Origin of the sequence: Simiduia curdlanivorans (genome assembly GCF_030409605.1) — a bacterium.
GTDB lineage: Bacteria > Pseudomonadota > Gammaproteobacteria > Pseudomonadales > Cellvibrionaceae > Simiduia > Simiduia curdlanivorans.
In genome coordinates, this window is the sequence record NZ_JAUFQG010000006.1 from 769,273 (window position 1) to 782,078 (window position 12,806).

General features: G+C 48.8%; 9 protein-coding genes. 3 read left to right on the plus strand and 6 right to left on the minus strand.

Features of this window, described 5'->3' with window-relative positions; translation table 11 throughout:
• The first annotated feature begins 106 nt into the window (after positions 1-106).
• Positions 107-1,609 carry a glycerol kinase GlpK gene (glpK, locus tag QWY82_RS17200; protein WP_290264840.1) on the plus strand — a complete coding sequence of 501 codons (1,503 nt, stop codon included), beginning with the start codon at positions 107-109 and terminating at the stop codon, positions 1,607-1,609.
• 1 nt (position 1,610) lies between these two features.
• Here glpK and QWY82_RS17205 read toward each other — a convergent pair whose 3' ends face one another.
• Positions 1,611-4,838: a hybrid sensor histidine kinase/response regulator gene (locus tag QWY82_RS17205; protein WP_290264841.1), complete on the minus strand. Its 3,228-nt coding sequence runs from the start codon at positions 4,836-4,838 to the stop codon at positions 1,611-1,613.
• Positions 4,839-5,070: 232 nt separating this feature from the next.
• Between QWY82_RS17205 and QWY82_RS17210 the strand changes: the two genes are divergently transcribed.
• Both QWY82_RS17210 and QWY82_RS17215 read left to right on the plus strand, forming a co-directional pair.
• Positions 5,071-7,407 carry a TonB-dependent receptor plug domain-containing protein gene (locus tag QWY82_RS17210; RefSeq protein WP_290264842.1) on the plus strand — a complete coding sequence of 779 codons (2,337 nt, stop codon included), beginning with the start codon at positions 5,071-5,073 and terminating at the stop codon, positions 7,405-7,407.
• Positions 7,408-7,409: 2 nt separating this feature from the next.
• Positions 7,410-7,931 (plus strand): YfiR family protein, encoded by a 522-nt coding sequence (locus QWY82_RS17215; RefSeq protein ID WP_290264843.1) that lies wholly within the window; start codon positions 7,410-7,412, stop codon positions 7,929-7,931.
• 12 nt (positions 7,932-7,943) lie between these two features.
• Here QWY82_RS17215 and QWY82_RS17220 read toward each other — a convergent pair whose 3' ends face one another.
• The 5 genes from QWY82_RS17220 to QWY82_RS17240 all read right to left on the minus strand — a co-directional run bounded on the left by QWY82_RS17220 (position 7,944) and on the right by QWY82_RS17240 (position 12,604).
• Positions 7,944-8,702, minus strand: coding sequence for an RES family NAD+ phosphorylase (locus tag QWY82_RS17220; RefSeq protein ID WP_290264844.1), 759 nt, complete (start codon positions 8,700-8,702; stop codon positions 7,944-7,946).
• Positions 8,702-9,073 (minus strand): MbcA/ParS/Xre antitoxin family protein, encoded by a 372-nt coding sequence (locus QWY82_RS17225; RefSeq protein WP_290264845.1) that lies wholly within the window; start codon positions 9,071-9,073, stop codon positions 8,702-8,704. Before QWY82_RS17225 ends, QWY82_RS17220 begins: the two co-directional genes overlap by 1 nt.
• A 101-nt stretch (positions 9,074-9,174) precedes the next feature.
• Positions 9,175-10,473: a M20/M25/M40 family metallo-hydrolase gene (locus QWY82_RS17230; RefSeq protein ID WP_290264846.1), complete on the minus strand. Its 1,299-nt coding sequence runs from the start codon at positions 10,471-10,473 to the stop codon at positions 9,175-9,177.
• 59 nt (positions 10,474-10,532) lie between these two features.
• Positions 10,533-10,982, minus strand: coding sequence for a DUF4442 domain-containing protein (locus QWY82_RS17235; protein WP_290264847.1), 450 nt, complete (start codon positions 10,980-10,982; stop codon positions 10,533-10,535).
• Positions 10,983-11,041: 59 nt separating this feature from the next.
• Positions 11,042-12,604, minus strand: a complete 1,563-nt coding sequence (locus QWY82_RS17240) for a SulP family inorganic anion transporter (protein ID WP_290264848.1) — start codon at positions 12,602-12,604, stop codon at positions 11,042-11,044.
• Positions 12,605-12,806 lie beyond the last annotated feature (202 nt).

The window sequence follows — 12,806 nt, forward strand, 5'->3', positions numbered from 1 at the left end:
TGAGACCGGAAAAAATCAAAAAAGATTTACCTGATTGTATTTCTGTGCCTCGCCCGCCTTTTGCTTATCCAGTAGACTGACACATAAGACAATAATAGAGGCCGTCATGAAACCGCAGTTTATTTTAGCTATAGACCAAGGTACAACCAGTTCACGCGCGGTTATTTTTGATCACAGGCTTAGCAAAATAGCGACGGCCCAGCAAGAATTCACGCAACACTTCCCTCGAGATGGCTGGGTTGAACACTGCCCATTAGACATTTGGCAATCGACTTTAAGTACCTGCAAAGCGGCACTCAGCCAGGCACAACTGACCGGTAAAGATATCGCCGCTATCGGCATTACCAACCAGCGCGAGACCACGGTGTTGTGGCACAGAAACACAGGCAAGCCACTGCACAATGCCATTGTGTGGCAAGATCGCCGCACCCATGATCAATGTAAAGCGCTAAAAGCCCAAGGGCACGAAGCCAAGGTACAAAGTAAAACTGGACTGGTTTTGGACCCCTACTTTTCTGCAACAAAATTACAGTGGCTACTCGACACTATTCCTAACGCACGGGCACTAGCGGAAAAAGGCGAGCTCGCCTTTGGCACTATCGACTCCTGGTTATTGTGGAACTTAACTGCTGGGCAAGTTCATAAAACCGATGCCACTAACGCCTCACGTACTCTATTGTTCAATATTCACAATCAAACCTGGGACAAAGAGCTACTGGAACTATTCAACATTCCCAGCAGCCTACTACCCGATGTGGCTAACAGCGCGGATAATTTTGGCCATACAGACGCAGCATTATTTGGTGCAAAAATTCCGCTGCGGGCGATGATCGGCGACCAACAAGCGGCTCTCGTGGGGCAGCAATGCTTTGCGGTGGGCGATGCAAAATGCACCTATGGCACCGGCGCATTTCTCATGATCAATACCGGTGCCCAGGCAGTTCAATCTCAACACCGGCTACTGACTACTATTGCCTATCGCCTAAACGATAACACCACTTACGCCATCGAGGGCTCAATATTCATCGCCGGCGCTGTCATTCAATGGCTCAGAGACGGCCTAGCCTTCTTTAGTCAGGCGCAAGAATCACAGGATCTCGCCAGAGCGCTCGATACATTGAGCCCAATCAGCTTTGTTCCCGCATTTACTGGCCTAGGTGCACCCTATTGGAATCCAGACGCGCGCGGCGCTATGTTTGGCCTCACGCGCGATACCGGCATTAAAGAAATTACCGCGGCGGCTCTACAATCTGTGGCACTGCAAACTTTCGACCTGATTCAGGCAATTGAAAACGACGGCATTACACTGCACAGACTACAGGTCGATGGTGGAATGACTCAAAACACCTGGCTTATGCAGCTAATAGCCGACATTATCGACAAAGACGTTCACGTACCACAGCAGGGGGAATTAACGGTATTCGGCGCAGCATGGCTGGCGTCTTTGCCAGACACACGCGACCCGAAAAGCAGCGATGAAGCGAGCCAAGTCGTTAAGGGTTATGCAATGGTTTACCATCCAGAAATGAAGCCAAGCCCGCGCGATCGACTCTTAAAGGATTGGAAAAAAGCCATTCAAGCGACGCAGGTTTTCAGTCAGGCAAATTAGCTTACAAACTGCTGATGTAGCTGTTTATTTCTGACTCAAGCGCGATCACCTTTGCTGGGAGCCCGTCGACAATCGCCTGCAATGCTGTTAAATCTTGCTCGTTTGACTCTGACGCCAATTTTTTTCCTAGGCGCTCTATTCCCGCCGAGGCTTGTTGCAATTGTAGAGCGCCAAGATTTGCCGCCGAACCTTTAAGCGTGTGCGCCGCAAAGATCAAGCCTTGGTAATTCTCATCGGCGAGCAACGCTTTAATTTTTTTAACCGCGTCCGGAAGGCCGCTTAAAAATGACGCTGCCAACTCCGCCACTCTATCGGTTCGGCCCCGCAATCGCCTGGATAAGGCATCGTGATCAAAAACATCAGACTCAGCTCCAACGCTTTCAATAATAGAGGTAGATGCCATTGACGCTGCAGGTTTGGCATCAACATCTACCACACTGAAATATGTCGATAAAACTTCGTGCAGATCGGACTCTTCAAAGGGTTTAGGTAGGTAGCCGTTCATGCCCGCCAGTACGATATCCTCTCTGGTCTCCACTAATACGTCAGCTGTCATCGCAACAATAGAGATAGGTGGCAAACACATAAGCCGTTCAATTTCCCGAATCCGACGCGTTGCATCAAGCCCATTCATCTCAGGCATATGCAAATCCATGAGAATTAGTTTAATTGGCAACTCACCCTTACCAGGCAGTTGATAGATGCCCTCCATAAAGTCCACCGCTTGCACACCGTTTTCAACGCACTCAACAACCAAACCAAAAGATTCCAATAACTCTCTAGCAATTATTCGATTGAAATCGACGTCTTCAACAAGTAGGACCCGGCCACTGTAGTATTGAGCCGGCGGAGCCGAACTGCCTCCCATCCAATTTTCGTGGCTACTGTTCGGGTCTTTATAAGCTCGCTTTATAGCCTGCCTTATCAACAAGCCTCTACTCAGCAACGGCATCTGAATATTGGCATCCAATGCCTGTAGCGCTTCGGCCACTTTTAAAGACTCGTCACAATCAATAGCATCCTGACTGGTCAACAGCACCCAAGGAAATTCCAGATGTTTTACATCGCGATGTGCAACCTCTTGAACCCATTGATCATGGTGATGTATTAATGCTGAGCTTTCTGCAACGATAACGATTCTCTTATTATTTTCATCATGCAACTCATCTAAATAGAGGACTAATTGATTAACATCCTCAAAAACCTGTAAATGACTACACCACTGACGGAGCTGGCGCTCGAGCTCGGGGTTGCCGCTCAATAAGAAAACTTCCACGCCTGTTAGCTGGTCAACAGCCACTGGCGCTCCAGATCGCTCCAACGGTAACGACAATAGAAAACTGGAACCTCGGCCCAATGCACTTTCTACCGAAATATCTCCGCCGTGTAAAACCGCCAAACGCTTACTAATAGACAAACCTAGACCGGTGCCGCCATACTTCCTTGTCGTCGAACTGTCACTTTGCACAAAGGCCTCAAACAAGTTCTTCAACTGATCAGACTTTACCCCGATACCGGTATCGTGAACACCAATCACTAGGTCACCGCTTTCGCTCAAAGAAACTTTGACACTAACGCCACCAATATGGGTAAACTTAATTGCATTACTTAATAAATTGATAACAATCTGCTTAATCCTTAGCGAATCACCAACCCACAAACCCTCAACTTTAGAATCAACGAATAAACGCAAGTAGATGTCTTTCTCTTTCGCTTTTAGCGAAAACATGGAAACCACATCAACAACACACAACTCGAGATCAAATGGAACTGATTCCAGATGCAGCTGATCGGCTTCGATTTTAGAGAAATCTAAGATTTCATTGATCAAATCCAATAATGTTTTGCCCGACTGAGATATCAAATTTAGGATGCTTCTCTGTCTTGGATTTAAGTCAGATTTCGCTAGAACATTTGCGCCACCTAGAACAGCATTGAGTGGCGTTCTTATTTCATGACTCATAGCTGCGAGGAAAAGGCTTTTGGCAGAATTGGCCATCTCAGCCTTTCTGGCCAGCTCACTGGATAACTGCGTTTGTTTACCAAGAATTTTATTAAGCTTTTCCGCTTCATTTTTCGCTGTTACAATTTCTTTGGTTCTGGATTTAACCGTTTCCTCAAGCGAGATATTTTGGCTGCCCAACTGCTCTTGAGCAATTCGAATATTCGTTATAATGTACGTGCCTAAGACAACGCCAAACGCAGTTAAAGATAGCGCTACCAACAACACTAAGGCGCGCCAATCCGATACCGAGTCTCGCTCTATATTTAACTCCTGCTCTAAAAGCCGCGCCAATTGAATTTGCACGCGGTTATGGCTATTAAACCTATCCCAAACTAAGCCTCTTAAGGTTTCCACCTCAACAGCCAAGCCCATATCGCTCATCTCGCTCTCTAGCGCGTCGATAAACACAAAGCGGCGTTTCTTTTCTAGCAACCGTTTAGACATTTCTAACAAATCATTAAACTGTAAATCTTGCACGACTGCCTCACCGGATAAAAATTCACTGTCACCTAGTGCCTGCATCGCACGCTGACTTAAGGGCACGCTATAGAGTTTCTCAATCGCGCTATCTAAGGCAAGAATTTCCTCGTCAATACTCTCTTTAGGCGGCAAAAATACTAACTGAGCTAGTTGTTCAGATACGTCAAACAAAGAAAATTTAGATTTTCCGATGCCCACGAACAACAGGTGCGCGGCCGTGCGTATCTGCTCAGAGCTGGACAGACCTAGATTAGATGCCATAAAGAGATCGTTGACGAAATCACTTATGGGCGCATCGATTATTTGTAGTTTTTTGAAACAACTGGGCCAAACTTCGTTTTCCCATGCCCTAGTCAACTGCGACCTAACAATCGGCCAGGCACTAAAATCCTCTTTGAAATGGCGATTTAGCTCCTGCTCAAGCTCGGTGAACTGGGTGGTCATGAGCGCGATGGGCTCGGCTCTCGATCGATCGGTATCAAGAGGTTCATCCGGTTCTGAAAATTGCTGTAGCGCTTCGTTGCTTGGGTAGAAGCGGCCATAGTATTCATCGGTTAGGTTAATTTGCAGTGCGACAAATTGCTGCATGACGCGAACGCTGGAGATTTGTCTATCAAGCAGCTTTATCTCCCGATTCAGTTCGGTGAGATAGAGATAGACAAGCACCATTAGCGGTACCACAAGCACCACAGCGGCAACAAATAGACCAAAGCTCATACGACTGATGCTGTGGCTACGCGTCAATTTTCCCCCCTTATCATCATCGCTTACCTCATGCCTCTATATAAAAATTCATAGAGGATAATGTACGTCTATTGTTTAATATGAACCCATACCCAAGCACTGCAACCCAATTGAATCCACTTGGCGATTAAAATTTGACCAGCGATTCTAAAGGGTTGACACTCTTAACGAGCTCAAAATGCTCACTTTGCGACTACACTACAGATTAGTTGAAGGCTAGACACTTTACCTGATGAAATCACAGCTCATTACGCCCCTGCCCCTCGCCTTAGCAACGTTCATCTGGGGAACAGCAGCACAGGCCCAGTCGAACAACGATTTGGATGACATGTCACTCGACGAGTTGCTAGGCCAGCGCACGGCCCTGCATGAGAGTACCAAAACAGGATCGGCCGTTTCTGAAACGCTCAGGGATGCACCCGCTGCTATGGTGGTAGTGACAGCCCAGCAAATTGACCGGAGCGGTTACGACAGTCTCGATGATTTAGTACTCGATTTACCGGGCTTCGACACAGTGGTGACAAATGGCACCATGCAGGTCGTCGCCTATCAACGGGGCTATCGCACGCCCTGGACCCAGCGAACCTTAGTCTTAATTAATGGTCGAGTCGACAACCACCTTTGGAATCAGTCTGCGCAACTGTCTCGTCAATATCCAATCAACAGTATTGAGCGAGTTGAAGTTCTGTATGGCCCGTCCGCTGCTGTATACGGCCCCAATGCCTTCCTCGGTGTTATCAATATCATCACAAAAAGCGCTGCCGATACTGAACCCAACAGTACGACAATGGCGGCAACTTTATATACCGGCAGCTTCGATAGCCGCGCACTGGATCTGAGTTTACGTGGCAATTATGGCGATATTGGCTTCAGCCTAGGGGGGCGCCTTTTTAGCAGCGACGAGCCAGATATTAGCGACTATAGCCAATGGGGTTACACAAACCCAGCTCTCCTATCAGACCCCGACATTTGGGGTAATGGTATAGGCCTAGGCACAGACCCAGCAACGGGCAACCTTAGCCCAGCCGGGGATGTCAATGTCGATGGTCAAGTACAAGATGGCGAAAAAGTCAGAGGCAAGGCCGTTGGCACCTACTATGACCCCTCAGACAATCGCAGTATTTTTGCTGAGATCAATATTAAAAACTGGACACTAGGCGGCACCTATTGGGCTACAGATGAAGCCTACGGCCCCTACTACTCCTTCGCCGATGGGCAGCCGAATGCCCATTGGGTGCACACCTCTGGGCAAGCATTTTTAAACAATAAAACCAATCTCAACGACCAGACCATGCTATCGACAGACCTCGTCTATCGCGAAAATCGCGTGGGCGGCGATTGGATTGAATCCTTCGATACCGACGTTAGCTTTTCCAAGTGGAATAACTTCAGCTCCGCATGGCGCTTCGAACAACAGATAGACCACGCTGTTGATGAAAACCTTTCCGTCAGCTTGGGCATTAAATATGAACAAAAACGACTCGCCAAGCTCTACCTTATTTGTAATTATTTTGATGGCCTTGGTCTCTGCCCAGCCCAGGCTGAAAATTCGAGCGATGGCATGTCCTCCGATGGCAGCGGCGTGGTTAACGCGGCAGATATTAGCTCACTCAACCCCAGCCCTATGTCACCCTCGGTCGGTGAGAGGACAACACCAAAGAGTAACCAAATCGACACCATCGACCAAGGTGTTTTTGGTCAATTCATTTACGATATAGGCAAATGGCGCGTCAATGCCGGTGTGCGCTGGGACAATAACAGCGAATATGGCAGTGACATTAATCCTCGTATCGCAGCCATTTACCACCATACCGCGGCCACGACATTTAAACTTATTTACGGCGAAGCATTTCAAGAACCCTCGCCCAAAGAACTTTATGGCGAGTACAACGGCCGCGACGCTAACCAAACATTGGCGCCGGAAAAGGCGCGCAACTTGGAGTTTATTACCATACATCAGGGCAAATATGCTCTGCACGATTTATCGCTCTATGCTGCGCAATACACTAATGTCATTGCCGGCTCGGAAAATGTCGGCGGCAGGGATATTCATGGCTTTGAATACCGTGGCGATATTCGCCTCGGAAACCCAATCAGCAATTCCGCCGATATCACCGGAAAATTCTATTACACCTATACCCGCGCATTAGCCGAGCAGCAATTCGACAATGGCCAAGGCATCTGGGTCGACGACTATGATACTCAGGGTGATATTGCCCCCCATAAGGTCACCCTTATCGTCAATCTTCCCATTCAGCAACATTGGAATTTTAACCTTCGCGGCAATTGGGTGTCGGCGCGCGAGCTCTATTCAGAAAACCCGTTGCGTGATCAAAATATTCAGGCGAAGGCTTTTTTTAAGCTAGACGGAAACCTAACATTGGCGATAAATCAATGGCGCTTAGGTTTGAAAGTCGAAAACATTTTGTCAGAAAATTATTTGATGCCGGGAGTGGAAAGCGCGTCAAGCGGCAATGATTTCAGTATCGATGCCGATGGCTTTGAGAATTCGATGCTTGTTCAGGTCAACAAGCCCATATTTACGTTTAGTATGGGCGCAGAATTCTAGTCATGAGTAAGTACTTTTACGCTAACGCAGTGCAAATACTGGCAGTCGCACTTATAAGTTTGCTATTGATACCCTTGGCCCATGCGAAACCCTTACCCACGCAAATGACTGGCGCGATTATACTTAAACTGATGCAGCTTGAGGCGAGTTCTGACACGTCTAATACACTCAATATTTTAGTTATTAATGACCCGAGTCTTGCGAAATACTTAAGCTCAAAAGTAGGCACTAAAGTCGGAAAAATGACATTGACACAGGTATGGCAAGATACCGCTCCCAGCCAAAAAACACCCAACATTATTTACATAAATACCAATAAGCAGCTAGAGAAAACAATGGCCTATGCCAAAGGAATCAAGGCATTAACCATCAGCAACGATCTTAATCTCGCAAAAAGCGGCGTGGTGTTATTTATTTACGACGATGAAGGCTTGCCCGGCATTGCCCTGAATATCGACGCGTCTAAACGCATGGGCTACAAATGGGATGCAAAAATTCTAGAAATTTCTAAAGCCATTCAATAAGTCAGCGCGGCCTTAAGGTGCCGGCGTAGGCAGTTTTCCATCCACGAGAAAATCTTGCCGAAAAAATTCATAGGACTGACGGCCTTGAACTAAACCTAGGCCGGCCAAATATCGCACCGAATCAGTTGACGCATGACAAGTCCAAGCTTGGAATTTTTGGGGTTGACTCGCCGCGAAAACCGCCGAGTCAAACACGCCGCCATTTAACGCACTCGGGCGATTATCACGAGCCGATAAATAAACAAATATCTGCACACCGTCTGCGCGCATGGCAGCGCCTAACTGTTGCGCAACCTTATAGCTATTGGCCGAGCGCAATGCGGCACTGTATTGCGAAAAGGGTGCTATGGCTAAATTAATACCGCGGTTGCCGTGTGCGCGCACGTTAAAACTTGTGTGCTGAGAAACAACAGCTTTGGCGAAGGGTTCGCTAAGACCGCTTAAAAAAACAAAACGATAAAAAGCACATTCGGCAAACGCCGTTTCAATGTTGAGCGAGCCATAGAATAATGAAGGCTCGTGTGTACCACCGAATCGGCTACCCCACTTTAACGGAGGATAGCGAAAGGGACTGGCCAATAAATAATGTAACTTCGAGTTCAGCTTGCCGGGTTTGGAATTCTCAAGTAACGCCTCAAGCACTTGCTGCTCCTCTAGCCCATCGACTAGAGACAGCGTTGCAATACTTTCTTGAGATTCAACAACCCTGATTAATTCCGCGGTCAGCGGGCCAACAGACTGTGCTCCTTGCACCAAATTCCATACATCCATTAAACACGCCCGCGCATAGCATCCAAATACGACACCACCGATACCAGCCCTTGCACACTGACCAGCATATCCCGCGGCTTATCATTTAAATGTAGGTTCACGGTATTGAGCCAATGTAGCATTTGACTATGGCTGCCGCCCACAAGGGCAAAAAGCCCTCGATACACGCGCACCAGCAATAAGGCCAGCTCACCCTCCTTAGTGGTAGGCGCCAGCACACCCTTATCAAAAATCCGGCCAATGGTGGTTCGGTCTTTCCCGATAACCCGCCCCAACTCTTCATTCGTTAAACCCAGCGCTTGCTGGGTATTCAACAAAGCTTTACACAGCACCGCGGAGGGGTCTGGCTGATTTTTCTGCAAAGCGGACATGGCAAGCTCCCATTAATCAGATGAGCCCTTAGCATAACGAAAACAAACGCACAAATAAAGACAAATTAGTGCGTTTGCACAAACCCACCCCGCTAACCTCTCTATTTAACGTCCGCTAGCCGAGCCATCAGTAACGCCGCCCTAGCGGCCTGACTCACCAAGGTGTTCATATCCGCCGTTTCCTGATCAGTATGGCCACCAGCGCCCATTAAACCCAAACCATCCAGCGCCATATCAACCCGCCCTGCTACAAATGAAATATCAGCTGCACCCGCCTTGCGCGGATCAACAGCGCGCACTGGCCCATAGCCAAGATCTTCGCTGGCCTGACTATATAGTGCCAACAATTGCTTGTTACCCTCAGTGGGCGCCATGGGCGGGTAGCGGTCTTCGTAGCTAAAGACGGTTTTAGTGTGAGGCAAGCTAGCGGCAGCAATCTTGGCCATAGCGGCCCAAGCCTGTTGTTGCTGCTCGGCCGAAATGGCCCGTAAATCGCCACTGACCTTAGCGCTGGCGGCGATGACATTGGCTTTGCCGAATGCCTTACCTCGTCCATCGTCCGCCAGATCAATATCGGTGCCGGCAACCACAACGCCGGGGTTGAAGGTCAGTAAAGCCTGACCAGACAGAGCCTCCCGAAAGGCATTCAACACCCGCGCCATTTCAAAAATGGCGCCGTCGCCCATGCCAGGCTGGAAGATTTGCGACGAGTGCGCGGGTCGCCCCTGCACGGAAAGACGCCAGTTTGCCGCGCTGCGACGCGCAATCACGGCCGTTTCCGGGTTGCTATCGCCATCTTCGAAACCCAAGGCTATATCCGCCCAATCACCAGCTTCAACTAGCGCCTGGGTCGCTAACACCATGGGCGTGCCGCGGCTTTCCTCATCGCCCGTTAATAGCACCCGTATCTGCAATTGATCGAGCAGGCCGGCGGTTTTCAAGGCCTTAAGCGCCAGCAACATCACCACATCACCGCCTTTCATGTCGGTGATGCCAGGGCCGCGAACATAGCGTTCATCGACCACCTGAAAACGTTGAAACTCGCTGTCTTGCGCAAATACCGTATCCAAGTGCCCGATTAGCAATATTTTCGGGCCAACCTTGCCGTATTCTGCAACTAAGTGCCCGGCTCGATTAAAACCACTGCCATCCAACCATGTAACCTGAAAGCCGAGTGCTTCAAATTCCGGCGCGAACACATCGGCCACGGCTTTCACGCCAGCGAGGTTATCGGTACCGCTATTGATGTTAACCGCTCGCTCTAACAACTGAATGCCATAGGCTTTATCCGCAGCCACGGAGGTGGCAATTTGCCTGACTACATCTTGCTCGGCATCAACGGCGCAGCTCGCACAAGAAAACAGCAACAGGAAAAAACACCATTTAGCATTCATAGACATGCTGACTCCAACGGAAAATTGATCGGCAAGGTTGGTCGCTAAGGTCTATCGCAATCACTTCACTTAGCTGGCTTGCGTCGAACATATAACGTCTTCAAAACCTTGGCAACCAGCACTCCCTGCTCATCGATCACATCGATTGAAAACTGGGGAAGATATTTATCACCACTGTCTGTTTGCCGGCGTATTTCAGCGAGGGCCTCATCGCTTACCAACATCTTGGCACGCACTCGAGATCGGCCAGGTTTCACGTACTCAATGTGTGCCGCCTTATCCCAAACAATATAATCCGGCCCCAGCAGTTTGATCAGCATTAACATATATTGCGGATCGACCATGGAGTACAAGCTACCACCGAAATGTGAGCCCATATAATTTTTGTTATACCAACGCAGCTTCAACTCGACATGACACTCGCGCCAGTCTTTCGCCATATAGGTGACTTTTACCCCGGCGCCCAAATAAGGCCCGTACCAATTCAATAAGCGCCTTAAAACATCTGGCTTCACATTCAACACCCTTAAAAACTGACAATAAAAAAGCCAGCGAGCCGGCTTTTTTTAAAACATTACACGTCGTTGGTAGCAACCTTATAGTTAGGATCTTCCAATACATTGACCTCGCAGAGGTTCCCAGCCTGATGCAAGAGCGAGATGCAATCTTTGCTGAGATGCCTTAAATGCAAGGTTTTACCGGCTGCGCGGTATTTTTCCGCCAACGAATCAATGGCCTCAATGGCTGAGTGATCTGCAACACGAGAGCGCTGAAATTCAATCACCACATGCTCTGGGTCTGCCGCCGGATTGAATAACTCTTTGAAGTTTGCCACCGAACCGAAAAAGATAGGCCCGCGCAACTCATAGACCTTGTAGCCCTGTTGATCAATATATGTATGTACGTGAATGTGTTTGGCATGCTGCCAAGCGAATACCAGTGCCGAAACGATTACGCCAGCCACAACGGCAATAGCCAAGTCGAATACCACGGTAATTGCGGACACTAAAATTAAAATTAACGCGTCTGAGCGCGGAATTTTCCGAATAATACGCAGTGACGACCACTCAAAGGTACCGAGCACGACCATAAACATAATGCCCACCAAAGCGGCCAATGGAATCATTTCGATGTATTGCGCACCAAATAAAATAAACAATAACAATACAACGGCAGCGGTAATACCGGAGAGTCGGCCACGGCCGCCGGAATTAATGTTAATCATACTCTGACCGATCATCGCACAACCGCCCATGCCACCGAAAAAGCCATTAACGGTGTTAGCAATGCCTTGGCCTAAGCACTCGCGATTACCACTGCCTCGGGTATCGGTAATTTCATCAATCAGTGACAAGGTCAGCAATGACTCAATCAAGCCAATAGCGGCAATAATAATGGCGTAGGGAAAAATGATCACCAAGGTATCCCAGGTGAAGGGAACAGACGGAATGGCGAAGCTAGGCAATTCGCCTTTCAAGGTCGCCGTTGCAGCCTCTTCCGCGGGCAGCATGTCGCGAACAAAATCAATGACCGTGCGGGCTTCCAAATCCAACCCCAGCACCGCGAGCGTTACGGCAATAATGGCGACCAAACCCGCCGGCACCGCTTGGGTCAGTTTCGGCAGGAAGTGCATAATTGCCATGGTCAGCGCAATCAAAATGCCCATGGTGTAAAGCATCTCACCTTGCAGCCAATGCATGTTGCCATCGTCGCCTTTAAGCATGAATTGCCCCATTTGCGCGAGGAAAATCACAATGGCCAAGCCATTAACGAAGCCCAACATAACCGGGTATGGCACCATGCGAATAAACTTACCCAGTTTCAGCACCCCAGCTAATATTTGCAGCAAGCCTGCCAACACCACCATGGCAAATAAATATTGAACGCCATGCTCGGCCACCAGCGACACCATCACCACGGCAGTGGCACCGGTCGCGCCCGAGATCATACCTGGCCGGCCACCAAACACGGCGGTCAAAAGCCCCATCATAAACGCCGCATAGAGTCCGACCATGGGCTCGACACCGGCAACGAAGGCAAAGGCCACGGCCTCCGGCACCAACGCCAACGCGACTGTCATGCCAGACAACAGGTCGTTCTTGACGTTCGACTGAGCGCCATTAATAAGATTGAACATGGATTACCCCAAATAACGTAAGTTGTAGCCTAGCAGCAGATCAATGGCACTAAGTTTAATAAAAGGATTAATAAGCGCGCACTTCAATGAAATAACGGAAACCAGCTAAATGACTAAACCAGTAAAATGATCTAAAAAGCAAACCGCACCCGCTGAAAGGGCGCAGATTCTACCAGAAAGGGAGACCTTAGACCACGCTGAG

Excerpts from the sequence above, each read along its gene's own strand:
- QWY82_RS17230 (WP_290264846.1), bottom strand. The coding sequence starts at position 10,473 with ATGTCTATGAATGCTAAATGGTGTTTTTTCCTGTTGCTGTTTTCTTGT.
- QWY82_RS17240 (WP_290264848.1), bottom strand. The coding sequence starts at position 12,604 with ATGTTCAATCTTATTAATGGCGCTCAGTCGAACGTCAAGAACGACCTG.
- QWY82_RS17220 (WP_290264844.1), bottom strand. The coding sequence starts at position 8,702 with ATGGATGTATGGAATTTGGTGCAAGGAGCACAGTCTGTTGGCCCGCTG.
- QWY82_RS17210 (WP_290264842.1), top strand. The coding sequence starts at position 5,071 with ATGAAATCACAGCTCATTACGCCCCTGCCCCTCGCCTTAGCAACGTTC.
- QWY82_RS17215 (WP_290264843.1), top strand. The coding sequence starts at position 7,410 with ATGAGTAAGTACTTTTACGCTAACGCAGTGCAAATACTGGCAGTCGCA.
- glpK (WP_290264840.1), top strand. The coding sequence starts at position 107 with ATGAAACCGCAGTTTATTTTAGCTATAGACCAAGGTACAACCAGTTCA.
- QWY82_RS17225 (WP_290264845.1), bottom strand. The coding sequence starts at position 9,073 with ATGTCCGCTTTGCAGAAAAATCAGCCAGACCCCTCCGCGGTGCTGTGT.